The following is a 16996-nucleotide window of genomic DNA, read 5'->3' on the forward strand; positions in this document are numbered from 1 at the left end:
GTTGCAAGGTCCGAGACCGCGATGCCACGACAGGGGAAAGCCAGTGACTATGAAACTTGTTTCGCCCGGCGAAGCCGCGGCCAACACCAACAATATGTCTGCCGAAGCCAGTGAGGAGCTCGTGCGCATCGGCGAGATGGCCAAGAAACACGGCGTGACGCTGCGCACGCTGCGTTTCTATGAAGACAAGGGCCTGCTCAATCCAAAGCGCGATGGGGCGACGCGGCTATACACGCGTCGCGACAAGGCGCGGCTGAAGCTGATCCTGCTCGGCCGCAAGGTCGGGTTCTCGCTACGCGACGTCAAGCAGATGATGGATCTCTACGATCCGACGGGATCCAACACCAAGCAGCTGCGGCTGGCTCTCGACAAGTCGGAGAAGCAGCTTGCCCGCCTGCAGAAGCAGCGCGCGCTGATCGACGACGCCATCAACGAGTTGAGCGGCTCGATGTCGGCCGTGCGCCAGATGCTGTCCGAGCGTTCGGCCCCGGCCAGCGCCGCCAGCTGATTTCGCTCCGCAGCTCCCGGCGAAAGCTTTGAACGGAAGAGCCGCGCGGCCCGCCCGCGTGGCTCTTTTTGTTTGACCACCCTAGCTTTGCGCAAAGCCCTGCACCGCTCGTGCCGACAGGCTGGCATAAGTAAATTGTCGCGGCGACCAAATTGACGTTTACGCAAACGTCAATTTTTGCTATCCCGCTTTCAACATTGGCCCGCATGCCGCCCCCAACCTCATGTTTCGGGGCCCAATCTCGCGGCCAAGACCCGCATGGTGGAGGAAACACATGCCGATCTACAGGGCGCCGGTCCAGGACACGCTGTTCGTGCTCAACGAGGTGCTGGGTTATCAGCGCTACTCCAACCTTCCCGGATTTACCGACGCGACGCCCGACGTTGTCGAGGCGATCCTCGCCGAAGGCGCCAAGCTCGCCGAAAACGTTATGCATCCTCTGAACCGCGTCGGCGACATGGAAGGCTGCGTGCGCCATGAGGACGGCTCGGTGAGGACGCCGAAGGGCTTCAAGGAAGCCTACGACCAGTATCGCGAAGGCGGCTGGATGGGACTGGCGGCGCCCGTCGAGTTCGGCGGCCAGGGGCTGCCCTATGCCGTGCACACCGCGGTTGCCGAATACATGGTTTCGGCCAACATGGCGCTGATGATGTATCCCGGCCTGACGCAAGGCGCGATCGCGGCGATCATCACACACGGCACCGACGAGCAGAAGGCGACATGGCTTCCGAAGCTGGTCGAGGGGTCCTGGACCGGTACCATGAACCTGACCGAGCCGCATTGCGGCACCGATCTCGGTCTGCTGCGCACCAAGGCGGTGCCGAACGGCAACGGCACCTACAAGATATCCGGCCAGAAGATCTTCATCTCGGCCGGCGAGCACGACATGTCGGAAAACATCGTTCATCTCGTGTTGGCCCGCATCGAAGGCGCGCCGGCAGGCGTGAAGGGCATCTCGCTGTTCATCGTGCCAAAGCTGAAGCTCGATGCCTCGGGCAATCCGGGCGAGAAGAACACGCTCTCCTGCGGGTCGATCGAGGAGAAGATGGGCATCCACGGCAATTCGACTTGCGTCATGAATTATGACGAGGCCGAAGGCACGCTGCTCGGCGAGGCCAATGGCGGCCTGAAGGCGATGTTCACGATGATGAATGAAGCCCGCCTCGGCGTCGGCCTGCAGGGCCTGTCGCTGTCCGAGATCGCTTACCAGAACGCGGTCTCCTATGCCAAGGACCGGCTGCAGGGCCGCTCGCTGTCGGGCGCCAAGGCGCCGGACAGACAAGCCGACCCGATCATCGTCCATCCCGACATCCGCCGCTCGCTGATGACCATGAAGGCCTTCAACGAGGCCGGCCGCGCGCTGGCGCTGTGGACGGCGATCAAGTCCGACATCGCCCACCGCTCCGCCGACGACAAGGATCGCCAGGCGGCCGACGACTATACAGGCCTGCTGACGCCGGTGATCAAGGGCGTGCTCACCGACAAGGGCTTCGACCATGCCGTCATGGCGCAGCAGGTGTTCGGCGGCCACGGCTATATCGAAGAACACGGCATGAGCCAGTTCGTGCGCGATGCCCGCATTGCCATGATCTATGAAGGCGCCAACGGCATCCAGGCGCTCGACCTCGTCGGCCGCAAGCTTGGTCTGAATGGCGGCCGCGCCGTGCAGGCCTTCTTCAAGGACGTCGGCGAGTTCTGCGAGGAGAACCGTGCCGACGACAAGCTGGCGCCGTTCACCAAGGCGCTGAAGAAAGGCCTCAACGATCTGCAGGCGGCGACCATGTGGCTGGTGCAGAACGGCATGGCCAAGCCCGACAATGCCGGCGCCGCGTCGACCGATTACATGCATCTCTTTGGCCTTGTGGCGCTGGGCTACATGTGGGCGCAGATGGCCAAGGCCGCGCTCGGCAAGACCGGCGCCAACGGCTCGCAGTCTGTCCACGAAAATGGGGCTTTCTACGACAACAAGGTGGTGACGGCGCGCTTCTTCATGGAGCGGATCATGCCCGAGACGTCGGCACATCTGGCCCGCATTTCCAGTGGTGCGGACACGCTAATGGCGCTGCCTGCGGAAGCGTTCTAGAAATGGCTGGCGTCCCCCTCCCTTGAGGGGAGGGTGGCCCGAAGGGCCGGGAGGGGTCCTGCGTGCAGTGCGCCGGCTGGTTGGCGCTTTGGTAGGAGATGATCGCAATGCCCCAAACCCGCGTCAATTCCGAAGATAAGGTCGAGCACGTCATCGGCGACCCCACCCGACCGCTTCGCGGCCACCCTCCCCTCAAGGGGGAGGGGGACGTTGGCGCGGGAGAAACGGCATGACAAATCCATCAGAAGTGCTCTCTTTGCCGAAGCCAGCCTGGGCGGCGGACGAAGTCGGCATGCTCTACGACATGGCGCATCGCTTCATGTCGGAAGAGATCGCGCCGCGCTACGACGAGTTCGAGAAGAACGAGATGGTCGACCGCGAGAGCTGGCGCAAGGCAGGTTCCGCCGGCCTGCTCTGCGCCTCGATGCCGGAGGAATATGGCGGCTCCGGCGGCACCTTCGCGCATGAGAGCGCCATCATCGAGGCGATCGGCCATGTCGGCGTCGACGGTTTCGGCATCGGCCTGCACAATGCGATCGTTGCCCCTTACATCCTTCATTACGGCTCCGAGGAGCAGAAGAAGAAATGGCTGCCGAAGCTGGCAACCGGCGAACTGATCGGCGCCATCGCCATGACCGAGCCGGGCGCCGGCTCCGACCTGCAAGGCGTCAAGACGCGCGCCGAGAAGGACGGCAACCAGTACAAGATCAACGGCTCGAAAACCTTCATCACCAATGGCCAACTGGCCAATTTCATCATCGTCGTCACCAAGACCGATCCGGCCAAAGGCGCCAAGGGGACCTCGCTGATCGTCGTCGAGGCCGACGAGGCCGAAGGCTTCGAACGCGGCCGCAACCTCGACAAGATCGGCCTGAAGGCCAACGACACGTCGGAGCTGTTCTTCAATGATCTGCGCGTGCCGACCTCGAACCTGCTTGGCCACGAAGAGGGACAGGGCTTCATCCAGCTGATGCAGCAATTGCCGCAGGAGCGCCTGCAGATCGGCACCGGCGCGATCGCCATGATCGAGCGCGCGCTTGCTCTGACCATCGACTACGTCAAGGACCGCAAGGCCTTCGGCAAAGCGATCATCGAGTTCCAGAACACCCAGTTCAAGCTCGCCGAACTGAAGACCGAGGCCACCATCGGCCGCGTCTTCTACAATGATTGCGTCACCCGCCACATCAATGGCGGGCTGGATCCGGTGACGGCGTCGATGGCGAAATACTGGCTCTCGGACCTGCAGGGAAAAGTCGTCGACGAATGCCTTCAATTGCATGGCGGCTATGGCTACATGAATGAATATCCGATCGCCCGCATGTTCCGCGACGCCCGCGTCCAGCGCATCTACGGCGGCACCAACGAGATCATGAAATTGCTGATCGGCCGCTCTCTCTGAGAGCGACGTCGGCAAAGCAAGGAGCAAGCAAATGGCTGAAGCTTATGTCTATGACGCCGTGCGCACACCGCGCGGCAAGGGCAAGAAGGATGGCTCGCTGCACGAGGTGCCGGCGGTGCGGCTTGCGGCCAGGACGCTTGAAGCGTTGCGCGACCGCAACGGCCTCGACACTGCAAACGTCGACGACATCATCTTCGGCTGCGTCGATCCGGTCGGCGAAGCCGGCTCCGTCATTCCGCGTGCCGCCGCCTTCGAGGCCGGCTACGATAACAAGGCGCCGGGCATGCAGATCTCGCGCTTCTGCGCCTCAGGCCTCGACGCCATCAATTTCGGCGCCGCCAAGATCGCTCAAGGCGCCGACGAGATCGTCATTGCAGGCGGCGTGGAATCGATGTCGCGCGTCGGCATGGGCGCCTCGGGCGGCGCGTGGTTCATGGACCCGTCCGTCGGCCTGCCCGGCTGGTTCGTGCCGCAAGGCATTTCGGCCGACCTGATCGCCACCAAATACGGTTTTTCGCGCGACGACGTCGATGCCTATGCGGTCGAGAGCCAGAAGCGTGCGGGCAAGGCCTGGGCCGATGGCCGTTTCAAGAACTCCGTCATACCGATCAAGGACCAGAACGGCCTCACCATCCTCGATCATGACGAGCATATGCGGCCGTCGACCGACATGCAGTCGCTGGCCTCGCTCAACCCGTCCTTCGTCATGCCTGGCGAAATGGGCGGCTTCGACGCGGTCGCCGTGCAGAAGCATCCGGAAGTCGAAGAGGTCAACCACGTCCACCATGCCGGCAACTCGTCCGGCATCGTCGATGGTGCGGCCGCCGTACTGCTCGGCTCGAAGAAGGCCGGCAAGACGATGGGCCTGAAGCCACGCGCCCGCATCCGCGCCTTTGCCAACATCGGCTCCGAGCCGGTGCTGATGCTTACCGGTCCGGTCGACGTCACCGAGAAGCTTCTGAAGCGCGCCAAGATGAAGCTGTCGGATATCGACCTGTTCGAGCTTAACGAGGCCTTCGCCTCGGTGGTGCTGCGCTACATGCAGGCATTCGAAATCCCGCACGACAAGATCAACGTCAATGGCGGCGCCATCGCCATGGGCCATCCGCTCGGCGCCACCGGCGCGATGATCCTGGGCACGGTGCTGGACGAGCTCGAGCGCCGCGATTTGAACACCGCTCTGGTGACGCTCTGCATCGGCGCCGGCATGGGCACCGCAACGATTATCGAACGCGTCTGATTTTCGGCCGGAAGGAGAGAGACATGACTTATACAAACTTCACGGTCGACACCGACGCAGACGGCATCGCGCTGGTCACCTGGAACATGCCGGACCGCTCGATGAACGTCTTCACCGAAGAGGTGATGAACGAGCTCGAGAAGATCATCGACCATGTGGTGGCCGACGCCGCCATCAAGGGCGCGGTGATCACCTCGGGAAAGGACAGCTTCTCCGGCGGCGCCGACCTGACCATGCTGCAGAAGATGCTGGCCGTATTTGCCAAGGAGAAGACCAAGGACCCGGAGAAGGCGGCACAGCTTTTGTTCGACAATGCCGGCCGCATGGGTGGCTTGTGGCGCAAGCTCGAAACGTCGGGCAAGCCTTGGGTCTCGGCGATCAACGGCACCTGCATGGGTGGCGCGTTCGAGCTGTCGCTGGCCTGTCATGGCCGCGTTGCCGCTGACTCCGAAAAGGTCAAGATGGCCTTGCCGGAAGTCAAGGTCGGCATCTTCCCCGGCGCCGGTGGCACCCAACGCGTGCCGCGCCTGACCGACCAGCAGCAGGCGTTGCAGATGCTGACCACCGGCCAGACGCTGTCGCCGCAGAAAGCCAAGGCGATGGGGCTGATCCACGAGATCGCCGAACCCGGCAAGCTGATCGAGACCGCCAAGGCGATGATCAGGAACGGCCTGAAAGCCGTCCAGCCCTGGGACGAGAAGGGCTTCAAGCTGCCTGGCGGCCAAATCTATACGCCGGCCGGCTTCAATCTGTGGCCGCCGGCCATCGCCATCCTGCGCCGCGAGACCTACGGCAATTATCCGGCCGCCGCGGCGATCCTGAAATGCGTCTATGAAGGCCTGCTGGTGCCGTTCGACACCGGTCTGCGGATCGAACAGCGCTATTTCACCGAAATCATGCAGTCGAAGGAAGCAGCAGCGATGATCCGCTCGCTGTTCGTCTCGCTGCAGGAGCTCAACAAGGGCGCCCGCCGCCCGGCCGGCGTGCCGGAGACCAAGTTCAAGAAGATCGGTATTCTCGGCGCCGGCTTCATGGGCGCCGGCATCGCCTTTGTCACCGCCAAGGCTGGCATCCCGGTCGTCCTGCTCGACCGCGACATGGCGTCGGCCGAAAAGGGCAAGACGCATTCCGACAGCCTGATCTCCGATCAGGTCAAGAAGGGCCGCGTCAAGCCCGAGGAGAAGGACAGACTTCTGTCGCTGATCACGCCGTCGGCCGACTATGCCGATCTCGCCGGCTGCGATCTGGTGGTCGAGGCGGTGTTCGAGGATTCGGCCGTCAAGAAGGCTGCCACCGAGCAGGCCGAAGCCGTGCTGAAATCGTCGGCGATCTTCGCCTCCAACACCTCGACCATCCCGATCACCGCACTGGCCAAGAATTCGGCGCGGCCGAAGAATTTCGTCGGCATCCACTTCTTCTCGCCGGTCGACAAGATGATGCTGGTCGAGATCATTTTGGGCAAGAAGACCGGCGACAAGGCGCTGGCCACCGCGATCGATTTCGTGCGCGCCATCAAGAAGACGCCGATCGTCGTCAACGACACGCGCGGCTTCTACGTCAACCGCTGCGTGCTGCGCTACATGTCGGAAGCCTACAAGATGCTGATCGAAGGCGTTCCGGCGCCGATGATCGAGAACGCCGCCAAGGCCGCCGGCATGCCGGTCGGCCCCCTGGCGCTGACCGACGAGACGGCGATCGACCTTGCCCAGAAGATCATGAAGCAGACCATCAGGGACCTCGGCGACAAGGCCGTCGACCCCAGGCAGATGGCGTTGATCAACACGCTGGTCGACACCCATGGCCGCTTCGGCCGCAAGAACGGCAAGGGTTTTTACGACTATCCCGCCAAGCCTGCCAAGAAGAAGCTGTGGCCGGGCCTGAAGGATCTCTATCCGCAGCTGGAGGCCGAGAAGGTCGACTATGAGGAACTGCAGCAGCGCCTGCTGGTAACCATTGCGCTGGAAGCGGCCCGGGTGATGGAGGAAGGCATCGTCACCGATCCGCGTGAGGCCGATCTCGGGTCGATCCTCGCCTTTGGTTTCGCGCCATTCACCGGCGGCGCGCTGTCCTATATTGACGGCATCGGCGCCAGGGAGTTCGTCAGAATAGCCAAAGGCCTGCAGAAGAAATACGGCGCCGAGTTCAAGGCGCCCAAGCTGCTGCTCGACCTGGCCGAGAAGGGCGAGACCTTCTACCAGCGCTTCGATCCCTATGCGAAAGGCGAGGTGCAGAAGGCCGCTTGAGCTAGCGCCCCATGTACGTCTGGGGGCGCCTTGCGCGCATGATGGCCACGGCAAGGCGCCGTGGCCTTATGCGGTCGGTAGCGAAAGCCGACTGGCTTTTCGCTGCCTGCCGACCGAGATCGACTTCAACCTCCATCTCAACAACGCCCGCTACATGATGCTCGCCGTCATGCGCCAAATCAAAATGCTACAGCGTCCTTGGCGCGTCCAACAGTACGCTTGCCCGCTCCGTTCAACCGCGACCGCCGACCTAGGCCGAGCGGGGTTTCATGAGCTCCGACCAGGGATTGCGCAGCCTTGCCAAGGCAGTTTGAGGCATCCATGACGACTTCGCCGCACACAGCTTTTTAGGGGATCGGGCCGCGCGCCGGTGGACAATCGGATGACCGCGCGTTAGAAGGAAAAGGTATTTTTTCCTGTTTTGAGGAGAGCGAATTGCTCTCGCATGACCGAGTTTGGGCAGCCATCGACGCTCTCGCTGAGCGCTATTCGTTGTCGGCCTCCGGCCTGGCCCGGCGAGCCGGTCTGGACTCCACCGCTTTCAACAAATCGAAGCGGCTGTCCTCGGATGGACGGCCGCGCTGGCCGTCGACCGAATCGCTGGCGAAGATCATCGAGGCGACCGGCGCCTCGCTCGACGAATTCACCGGGCTGGTCGAAGGCCGTGCCAAGGCCGCTTCGGGCTCGGTAGCCGCGCAGCGTTCGGCGGTGCCGCTGCTCGGCTTTGCCCAGGCCGGCGCCGGCGGCTTCTTCGATGATGCCGGCTATCCCTCAGGCCAGGGCTGGGACCTTGTCGAGCTTCCGGCACGGGCGACCGAAACCTCTTATGCGTTGAAGGTGCAGGGCGATTCCATGCTGCCGCTGTACCGCAATGGCGATGTGCTGATCGTCGAGCCGGGCGCCGCTACCCGCAAGGGCGACCGCGTCGTCGTCAAGACCAATGCCGGCGAAGTCATGGCCAAGGTGCTCGACCGCCAGACGACGAAATCGATCGTGCTGATTTCGCTCAACCCCGACCACCCGGACCGCGACATCGCGATGCGCGATGTCGAATGGGTGGCGCGGATCGTCTGGGCAAGCCAGTAGGTCTCGCGGTGCGTCTGCTTCAAATCCTCATAGCCCTCCTGGCGATCCCGGTGATGGTCGCCATTGTCGTCGCCGGCGGTCGCGCGCTGCATCGCGACGGCCCCGCCATCACCGTCGACCAGATCGACCCGGACACCGAGGCCGTGCCCGAGGAGCCGGCGACGTCGGCGATCCCCGAGGTCCGGCCCGTCAAGCCTCCGGCGCACTCGCCTCAGGTGCATTCGAGGGCGATCGATCCCGAGGCCATCGCTCCGCCGCCGCTGCCGGTAGAAGAACTTGAACGGGTTGAGCCACGCGCGCCGCTGAGCGACCTGGCGCTGGCCGGGCCGCCCAAGCCGCGTGGGCGCAGAGCGGTCGACGACTGGGGAGGAACAAAACTGTTCCAGCCGTTCGCGGCCGCCGCCGGCCTGATCGAAGCCAATGGTTATTCCGTGACGGTCTCCGGCATCGACATCGTCAGGCAAGACGAGACCTGCACCGAGGGCGGCAAGTCCTGGGCTTGCGGTATCAGGGCGCGCACCGCGTTCCGGTCTTTCCTGCGCGGCCGGGCCGTTGCCTGCAAGGTGCCGCCGGAGGCCGACCGTGCGCTGATCGCCGCCGAATGCCGCATCGGCAAGCTGGATCTCGGCCAGTGGCTGGTCGAAAACGGCTGGGCGCGCGCCACGGCAGGCGGCCCCTATGTCGAAGCGGGCGACAAGGCGCGCGCCGCCAAGAAGGGCGTCTTCGGCGCCGCGCCCGATCTTGGCGGCCTGCCACCGGCGCCAACGCCTGTTGCGGCACCGACGGCGTCGCAACCGATCCTCGATGCCCCGGCGATGGACACGCCGCCGGCCGGGACGGAAATTACGCCGCCAGCTGACCAGCCAGCGCCCGCTCAATGAGCGCGCGGGTTTCGGCGATGCCGTAGAGGGCTGCGAACGAACCGAAGCGCGGTCCGCGTTCCTGGCCGATCAGCACCTGGTAGATCATCTGGAAGAAAGCGCCCGAGACACCAGGGCCGCCGTCCGGGCTCTTCTTCGAATGGTCCTGATAGCGTTCGATCTTGCGCGCCACGTTGAGCGAAGCGTTCTGGATCGCTTCGCCGTCGGCGCCGGCCGGCAGGCCAGCAAGCGCGTTGCCAAGCGCTTCCAGCGCCACGCGTTCGACATCGTCGGCCGGCCGGAAGGTCTTCGTCGGCTTCACGAAATCGTCGAAGTAGCGGATGGCGAAACCGACCAGCTGGTCGAGTTCGGGATGCGTCGCCGGCGTCACGCCAGATGCATGGCGCGAGATGAAGCCCCACAGCACATCCTTGTTTTGCGCGTTGGAGGCGCTGACCAGGTTGAGCAGCAGCGAGAACGGCACCGGCAGGTCGATGGAAGGCGGCTTGCCGTCATGCATGTGCCAGACCGGATTGCCCAGCCGCTCCTTCCAGTCCTGGCGCGGATAGGCGTTGAGGAAGGTGTAGTACTCGTCGACGGCGCGTGGGATGACGTCGAAATAGAGCTTTTTCGCCTGCCTTGGCCGTTGATACATATAGAGGCCGAGGCTTTCGGTCGGCGCGTAGCGCAGCCATTCGTCGATGGTCAGCCCGTTGCCCTTCGACTTCGAGATCTTCTGGCCGTTCTCGTCCAGGAACAGTTCGTAGACGAAATGCTCGGGCGCGCGCCCGCCGAGAATGTTGCAGATGCGGTCGTAGATCACCGCGTTCGTCTGGTGGTCCTTGCCGAACATTTCGAAATCGACGCCGAGCGCTGCCCAGCGCATGCCGAAATCCGGCTTCCACTGCAGCTTGACCTTCCCGCCGGTCACCGAAAGCGTGGTCTCAGTGCCCTCATCGTCGAAGGTGATGTTGCCGGCCTTGGCGTCGACATGCTTCATCGGCACGTAGAGCACGCGCCCGCTCTTCGGCGAGATCGGCAGGAACGGGCTGTAGGTTGCCTGCCGCTCCGGCCCCAGCGTCGGCAGCATCACCGCCATGATCTGCTCATAGCGCTCGGCGGCGCGCACCAGCATCGCATCGAAGCGGCCGGCCTTGTAGTACTGCGTGGCGCTGGCGAATTCGTAGTCGAAGCCGAACGTGTCGAGGAAGCGGCACAGCATCGCGTTGTTGTGGTCGGCAAAGCTCGCATAGTCGCCGCCGAACGGGTTGGGCACCGACGAAAGCGGCATATGAAGATAAGGCTCGAGGGCTGCGCGATCCGGCACATTGTCGGGGATCTTGCGCATGCCGTCCATGTCGTCGGAGAAGCAGAGCAGCTTGGTCTTGACCTTGTTCCCGGTCAGCACGTGAAAGGCATGGCGCACCATCGAGGTGCGCGCGACCTCGCCGAACGTGCCGATATGCGGCAGGCCCGACGGGCCGTAGCCGGTCTCGAACAGGACGATCTCCGGGAAGTCGCCGCCCTTGTAGCGCTCGATGATCTTTTTGGCTTCCTCGAACGGCCAGGCCTTGCTTTCGGCGGCTGCCGCAAGCATTTCGGGGTTGAGATCGGCGATGTTTGATCCCGTCATGTCAAAGTTCCAGTCATGGCCGGCTTTCGCGGCTGGTAAGATTTTTCAACCGGGTCTCTAGGCGCGACAGGGCGGAGCGTCAACGATATCAGGCGTTTTCGTTGCGACGGCGCCGTGGCGTCCCTACCTTCGACCCTCACTATCAAGGAGTTTTGAATGCCGTTGCCGTCCACCCATGAAGCCCTGATCTACCTGATGGTCATCACCTCGGCTTCCGATCGCGACATGACCGATATCGAACTGGCGCGCATCGGCGACGTCGTCCGCAGCTGGCCGGTGTTCGAGGATTTCAAGCAGGACAGGCTGATCGCCATTGCGCAGGACTGCCAGAAGATGCTGCATGAAAAGGATGGGTTGGAAGGCGTGCTCGAGCGTATCGCCGAGACTTTGCCCGAACGGCTGCACGACACCGCCTATGCCGCGGCCTTCGAGGTTGCCGCCGTCGATCTAGAAATGCGCATGGAGGAATTGCGGGTGCTGCAGTTGATCCGGCGTGAGCTCGATCTCGACACGCTGACCGCCGCAGCCATCGCGCGCGGGGCGAAGGCCCGCCTGCGCACGCTGACCTGATCCAGCCCCTAAAGGAAGCTGACCGGGACCGGATCAGAAAAAGCTGACCGGGAACCGGATCAGAAGAAACTGACCGGGAAATAGCGCAGGTAGAATTCGGCAAAGGTGCCTTTCACCGATATCTCCTGCAGCGCGTAGTCCATGGCTGCGGCCAGCGCTGGGTCGCTGGCCCGGGTGGCAATGGTCATGCCGGACCCCAGATATTCCGGCGCCAGGTAGGGTCCACCGGCGAAGCGGCAGCAACCGGCGGCGTCCGTGCCGCCCAGCCAGAAGGAAAAGCGCATGCCGTCGCCGAAGGCGGCATCGATCTTGGCGCTCTTCAAGTCGCTGTAGAGGTCTTCCGGCCGTTGAAAGCGGATGATCTGCACGGTGCCGAAATAATCGCGCAGCATCTTTTCATGCGCCGAGCCGGCCAGCACGCCGACCCGCTTCGAGCGCAATTTGTCGAGGATCGGCTCGGCGAAGGCCTTGGTCTTCGGCATGATGAAGCGCGCCGGAAACTGTAGATAGGAGCGCGAAAAGCTGTACTTCGCCCGCGTCTCCGGCGTTGCGGCGATGCCGGCGATGATCGCCTCGCCTTCGCCCTTCTGCAACGCGTCGTCGAGTTCGGCCCAGGGCAGCGCCTGGATCTGGCATTTGTCGGCGATGTCGAGTTCGGCGCAAATCGCCCGCGCCAGGTCGATGTGGAAGCCGGACAGTCGGCCCGTGCCGTCGAGAAAATTGAAGGGCGGGAAATCGGTTGTGGTGAGGAACCTGAGCCTCGGCAGCGCCGCAAGGTCCGGCTTCGGCAGCCGCTCCTTGGCATCCCAAAGCACCGGCACCTGCGGTTCCGCTGCCCGCACAGCGCCGGCAAACGGCTGCACTCCGATCAGCATCGACAGCAAGGCGATGGTTATCCAGCGTGATGTCACAAAAAACTCCGCCCGTCTTGGCCGTTGGCTTGTGATACGAAAACGGCGCAGGCACAATTGTTTTTGATTTCAAAGGGCAAATTTCGGGTTATGCTTTGGCGAGGTTGCAAATAGCCGCACAGAGTCGGCCCGGGGTTGGCGGTCGCTGGCGTTAGAAAAGCTAAGGATGTGGCTTTGCAATCCGGGGTTGATGGCTAAGTGCGGGGCAGGCACGTAGCATCGGTCTCAAGAGCGGTAGGCAACATGGGGTAGATGTTGCGATGGGTTATTTTGACCGGACACTTGAATATATTGACCGGGTGCAGCGTGCCGACACGTCGGCTGCGGTGTGCGAGCAGCTACTTAGTGTCACCTCGAATTTCGGATTGACGGCCCTGATAGCCGCAACGGTGCCGCAGCCCGGTACACCAAGCAGCCAGACGAAGGACCATGTGCTGCTCTGCGATTGGCCTACCGAATGGCTGGAGCGTTACTTATCGCGCAACTACGTCGACCACGATCCGGTCGTCAGCCATTTGAAGCAGTTTCGGGCGCCATTCCAATGGCGCGATGCCGTTCAAAGCATGCCCGCCGACAAGAGCAGCGCCGAGGTAATGCGCGACGCCCGCCAGTTCAAGCTGCGTGACGGCCTCGCCTTCCCGCTGATCACGCTCGAAGGCCAGATCGCGCTGGTCTCGCTGGGCGGTGAGGCGGTCGAACTGTCCGAAGCCGAATTCGCAATGGTCTCGCTGGCCTCCACCTATGCCATCGGCCGCGCCATGCAGCTTCAAACGACGGCCGGCAAATCTATCGATCACATTGAATTGACGCCGCGCGAGCGCGAATGCCTGCAATGGGCGGCGGTCGGAAAATCCGAGTGGGAGATTTCGCAGATCCTCGGCATCTCGGAGCATACCTCTGAGAAACACCTTCTCAACGCCAAGAGCAAACTAGGCGCCGCCAACCGTGTGCAGGCAGTCGCCGAAGCAGTCAGGCACGGCTATATCAGCTAGGCCGGTTCTGGCGGCCCGAAATTTATGGCCGCATTGTTGGCGTCATATCTTCAGAAAAGACCGGCCCCTGTCGTCCTCTTGAGACGGCTAATGCTTTCTTAACGCCAAAAGCAGACTCGGCGTCGCCAACAGGGTGCACGCCATCGCGGAGGCGTTTAGACGCAGCTATATTAGCCATGTCGGCTGTGGCAGCCTGGAAATCCTTGCCAACACCTTCGCGCAATTTTTTCGGGAAAGCCCGGCCGTATCTTCCTCTTAAGCCCAGGAGACGGCTAATGCTATTTTCCCTTACCACTCAACAACTGATGGAACGTCCCGACCTATGGGAGGCCGTCCATCGCCTGCGTTACAAGGTCTTCGTCGATGAGATGCGGTGGACCGATCTCGATCGCCCGGACGGCCTCGAAATCGATCAATTCGACCATGATGAGGCCGAACACCACCTTGTCATACGCAATGGCGAGCTTGCAGGCTATCATCGGATGCTGCCGACCACACGGCCGCATCTCCTTAGCGATGTGATGCCGGAACTCTGCGAGGGAAAGCGCCCTTCGGGACCGAATGTCTGGGAGCTAACCCGTTACGCGGTGGCGCCAGGCTTTCGCGATGGCAAGCGCGGCGTGTCTACGGTCGGCACCGAACTGATCGCCGGCTTCGTCGAATGGGGCCTTGCTCGCAATGTCGATCAGGTCATTATCGAGGTCGAGCCGGTGTGGGTGCTGCGGACGCTGCAGTTGCACTTCCTGGCGACGCCGCTCGGGTACCAGCGCACCTATGGCAACCAGCAGGTCGTCGCCACACTGCTGACCTTCAACGAGCATACGCTGGATGTCGTGCGTTCGCGCCGCAACCATCACGCCCCGGTGTTGGCCAGGGGCACCCCCCACATGCTCGGCATGCGGCAGGCGTCGTGAGACTGTCTTCACCCGACGCGCTTTAATGCATGTCGCTCAAAGTGGCCCCGGTTTTGAGAGAACGACATGCATGAAACAAAGACCTAAAGCGCGTCGCGTGAATCCGTTCAAATGCGATGCGCTTTAGACAATGGCCACAGAGCCCACCTCCGTGTGGGGGTGGGCTCTGTAATTTCAGCCTCTGCCTATCGAGGCCAGTCTCTACTTCTCGAGAAACGACGGCCCTTCGCCGACGATCTTTTTGTCTTCCTTGCCGATGGCGTCGAGATCGCGCCCATCATAGGGCAGTGACAACAGGATGCGCCGCATGACGGCCAGCCGCGAGCGTCGCTTGTCATTGGCCCGCACGATGATCCAGGGCGCGAACTGCTTGTGCGTGCGCTCGACCATCTGGTCGCGCGCCTTGGTGTAGTCGTCCCATTTGGTGATGCCGGCAATATCGATCGGCGAGAACTTCCAGTTCTTCAGCGGAGACCAGCGGCGGTCGTGAAACCGTTCGAGCTGGGTTTCGCGGCCGATGTTGAGCCAGAATTTGAAGAAATAGATGCCGTCGTTGGAGATCATCCGCTCGAAATGCGGCGTCTCGTCGAGGAATTTTGCATGCTGTTCCGGTGTGCAGAAGCCCATCACCGGCTCGACGCCGCCGCGGTTGTACCAGGACCGGTCGAAGGTGACGAATTCGCCCGATGTCGGGAAATGGGCGACGTAGCGCTGGTAGTACCATTGCCCGACTTCGGTTGGGGTCGGCTTGGTCAGCGCCACATTGCGCGCGGTTCGAGGATTGAGATACTGGCGCAGCACCGAGATGGTGCCGCCCTTGCCGGCGGCATCGCGCCCCTCGAACAGCGACATCAGTCTGCTGCCGGTCGCCTGCAGCCAGGCCTGCGCCTTGACCAGTTCGATCTGCAGCCGCTCCAGCGTCTCGTCATACTCCTCGGTCTTCATTTTCTTGTCGTAGGGGTAGTCGCCTGCGGTCAGTTTGTGGTCCTCGATCCAGCTGGGAAGCTCGGGGTTTTCGATGTCGAACTCCCGCTCCTTGCCGTCCACCTTGATCTTCAGCGGCCCCTCTGCCGGCTCTGCGGCGGGACTTTCCTTGGCTTTTTTCATCGAGACGAACCTTTCCAGCTTGCGGACTCATGCTATGGGGGGCCTCAAACCCGGTCCAGCGGAAGTTTCGGCGGGACCGGCGCAGAAGCACGGAAAGCACGAATGGCTGACACCGGCGCAGAGCGGACAACCACGGGGCAGGCCGTCGCCGGCCGGCTGTGGAACAGCCGATGGCTGCTTGCCGCCGGTGCGATCGCCATCATGGCCGTTTATGGTTTTGCCGGTATCTCCGCCTATGTCGTCCTGGCTGCGTTGACGGTGCTGCTGGCCGCCGCGCTTCTGCCAACCGGAGGCGCCAGCCGGTCTGCTGAGACCATTGCCACGATCGAGGCGAGCGGGCTGCAGCGGCTTTCCGGCGAATATCTTGCGGCTGCCGTTGCCGATCCGCTGATCATCTTCGACCGCACCGCCACCATCGTCCACGCCAATGCCGCCGCCTTTGCCGCCTTTGTCGGTATCGCGCCCGGCCTGTCGCTGTCGCTAAAATTCCGCGCGCCGGAAATGCAGGCCTTGCTCGACGGCGTGCTGTCGGGAACCGTCGCCTCCGATGCCGTCGACTACACCGAGAAGCTGCCGGTTGAACGGGCCTACCGGGTCAGCGCGTCCTCGGTCGGCCACGCCACCGATCTCTATGTGCTGGTATTCAAGGACCAGAGTGACACGCGCCGCATCGACCGCATGCGCGCTGACTTCATAGCCAATGCCAGCCACGAGTTGCGCACCCCGCTTGCTTCAATCTCGGGCTTCATCGAGACGTTGCGCGGCCCGGCCCGCAACGATCCGGCGGCGCGCGAGCAGTTCCTGCAGATCATGCAGAACCAGACCGGCCGCATGGCGCGCCTCATCGACGATCTCCTGTCGCTGTCGAGGCTTGAAATGAAGCCTTACCTGAGGCCGGGAACCGAGGTCGATCTGCGCCAGACCATCGACAGCGTCATCGATTCACTAGGCCCGCTCGCCAGCGAGAACGGCGTCGTCATCGAACGCGACTACGCCGAGGGGCCGCTCGACGTGCCCGGAGACCGCGACGAGCTGTTCCAGGTGTTCGAGAATCTCTTGGAAAACGCCTGCAAATACGGCCAGCCTGGCGGACGCGTCACGGTGTCGATCGCGCGGGGCGAGGCCGGCCCGGAACCGGGCATCGATGTAACCATCAGGGACTACGGCCCGGGCATCCCGGAAGAGCACATACCGCGCATTACCGAGCGCTTCTATCGCGTCGACGTGGAGAGCAGCCGCACGCAGAAAGGCACCGGTCTTGGCCTGTCCATCGTCAAGCATATTCTGACGCGCCACAACGCCCGGCTTTCGATCAAGTCGGAGGTTGGCAAGGGCGCGGCGTTCACGGTCCATTTGCCGGCAGGCTGAGGCGGTACTATCTGCTAACTGCCTGTTTCTTCTTTCTGTCATCCGGCTAGCGTATCAGCACAGGGGTCGAGGAAACGACTCA

Annotated in this window: 14 protein-coding genes and 1 pseudogene; 12 read left to right on the forward strand and 3 right to left on the reverse strand. The window is 62.9% G+C overall.

Annotated features, from left to right (window positions below):
• The first annotated feature begins 49 nt into the window (after nucleotides 1–49).
• The 8 genes and pseudogenes from NKJ88_RS10290 (at nucleotide 50) to NKJ88_RS10320 (ending at nucleotide 9440) form a co-directional block, all read left to right on the forward strand.
• The gene (locus tag NKJ88_RS10290; RefSeq protein WP_023823731.1) at nucleotides 50–508 is read left to right on the forward strand and encodes a MerR family transcriptional regulator; all 459 of its coding nucleotides are present in this window, start codon (nucleotides 50–52) and stop codon (nucleotides 506–508) included.
• Between the two features lie 274 nt (nucleotides 509–782).
• Complete coding sequence (locus tag NKJ88_RS10295) at nucleotides 783–2591, forward strand: acyl-CoA dehydrogenase (protein WP_023823730.1); 1809 nt, start codon at nucleotides 783–785, stop codon at nucleotides 2589–2591.
• A 229-nt stretch (nucleotides 2592–2820) separates the two neighbouring features.
• Complete coding sequence (locus NKJ88_RS10300; RefSeq protein ID WP_023751947.1) at nucleotides 2821–3990, forward strand: acyl-CoA dehydrogenase family protein; 1170 nt, start codon at nucleotides 2821–2823, stop codon at nucleotides 3988–3990.
• Nucleotides 3991–4021: 31 nt separating this feature from the next.
• Entirely contained in the window at nucleotides 4022–5230 is a 1209-nt protein-coding gene (locus NKJ88_RS10305) for an acetyl-CoA C-acetyltransferase (RefSeq protein WP_023669613.1), read from the forward strand.
• Nucleotides 5231–5253: 23 nt separating this feature from the next.
• A complete protein-coding gene (locus NKJ88_RS10310) occupies nucleotides 5254–7473 on the forward strand; it encodes a 3-hydroxyacyl-CoA dehydrogenase NAD-binding domain-containing protein (RefSeq protein WP_352444012.1) in 2220 nt (739 codons plus the stop codon).
• Nucleotides 7474–7484: 11 nt separating this feature from the next.
• A pseudogene (locus NKJ88_RS33000) lies at nucleotides 7485–7669 on the forward strand (thioesterase family protein); the annotation flags it as partial.
• Between the two features lie 239 nt (nucleotides 7670–7908).
• Complete coding sequence (locus NKJ88_RS10315; RefSeq protein WP_023681959.1) at nucleotides 7909–8559, forward strand: S24 family peptidase; 651 nt, start codon at nucleotides 7909–7911, stop codon at nucleotides 8557–8559.
• Between the two features lie 8 nt (nucleotides 8560–8567).
• A complete protein-coding gene (locus NKJ88_RS10320) occupies nucleotides 8568–9440 on the forward strand; it encodes a thermonuclease family protein (RefSeq protein ID WP_352444042.1) in 873 nt (290 codons plus the stop codon).
• Here NKJ88_RS10320 and NKJ88_RS10325 read toward each other — a convergent pair.
• Nucleotides 9403–11052: a lysine--tRNA ligase gene (locus tag NKJ88_RS10325; protein ID WP_023696698.1), complete on the reverse strand. Its 1650-nt coding sequence runs from the start codon at nucleotides 11050–11052 to the stop codon at nucleotides 9403–9405. The genes NKJ88_RS10320 and NKJ88_RS10325 overlap by 38 nt on opposite strands.
• A gap of 156 nt (nucleotides 11053–11208) precedes the next feature.
• Between NKJ88_RS10325 and NKJ88_RS10330 the strand changes: the two genes are divergently transcribed.
• Nucleotides 11209–11622, forward strand: a complete 414-nt coding sequence (locus tag NKJ88_RS10330; RefSeq protein ID WP_023696697.1) for a tellurite resistance TerB family protein — start codon at nucleotides 11209–11211, stop codon at nucleotides 11620–11622.
• A 59-nt stretch (nucleotides 11623–11681) separates the two neighbouring features.
• On the opposite strand, the gene NKJ88_RS10335 is transcribed toward NKJ88_RS10330, so the two are convergent.
• Nucleotides 11682–12497: an ABC transporter substrate-binding protein gene (locus NKJ88_RS10335; RefSeq protein WP_050586840.1), complete on the reverse strand. Its 816-nt coding sequence runs from the start codon at nucleotides 12495–12497 to the stop codon at nucleotides 11682–11684.
• A 296-nt stretch (nucleotides 12498–12793) separates the two neighbouring features.
• On the opposite strand from NKJ88_RS10335, the gene NKJ88_RS10340 reads away from it, so the two are divergent.
• On the forward strand, nucleotides 12794–13525 hold the full coding sequence (locus NKJ88_RS10340; RefSeq protein ID WP_023696696.1) for a helix-turn-helix transcriptional regulator: 732 nt from the start codon (nucleotides 12794–12796) through the stop codon (nucleotides 13523–13525).
• A 275-nt stretch (nucleotides 13526–13800) separates the two neighbouring features.
• Nucleotides 13801–14439, forward strand: coding sequence for an acyl-homoserine-lactone synthase (locus NKJ88_RS10345; protein WP_023681954.1), 639 nt, complete (start codon nucleotides 13801–13803; stop codon nucleotides 14437–14439).
• Between the two features lie 201 nt (nucleotides 14440–14640).
• Here the strand turns inward: NKJ88_RS10345 and ppk2 are convergent, their stop codons facing one another.
• A complete protein-coding gene (gene ppk2 / locus NKJ88_RS10350; RefSeq protein ID WP_023711408.1) occupies nucleotides 14641–15546 on the reverse strand; it encodes a polyphosphate kinase 2 in 906 nt (301 codons plus the stop codon).
• 102 nt (nucleotides 15547–15648) lie between these two features.
• Here ppk2 and NKJ88_RS10355 point away from each other — a divergent pair, with 102 nt between their 5' ends.
• Nucleotides 15649–16914: an ATP-binding protein gene (locus NKJ88_RS10355; RefSeq protein ID WP_023696694.1), complete on the forward strand. Its 1266-nt coding sequence runs from the start codon at nucleotides 15649–15651 to the stop codon at nucleotides 16912–16914.
• The last annotated feature ends 82 nt before the right edge of the window (nucleotides 16915–16996 follow it).

This window comes from Mesorhizobium sp. M0016 (assembly GCF_040324035.1).
In the GTDB taxonomy this organism is placed as follows: domain Bacteria; phylum Pseudomonadota; class Alphaproteobacteria; order Rhizobiales; family Rhizobiaceae; genus Mesorhizobium.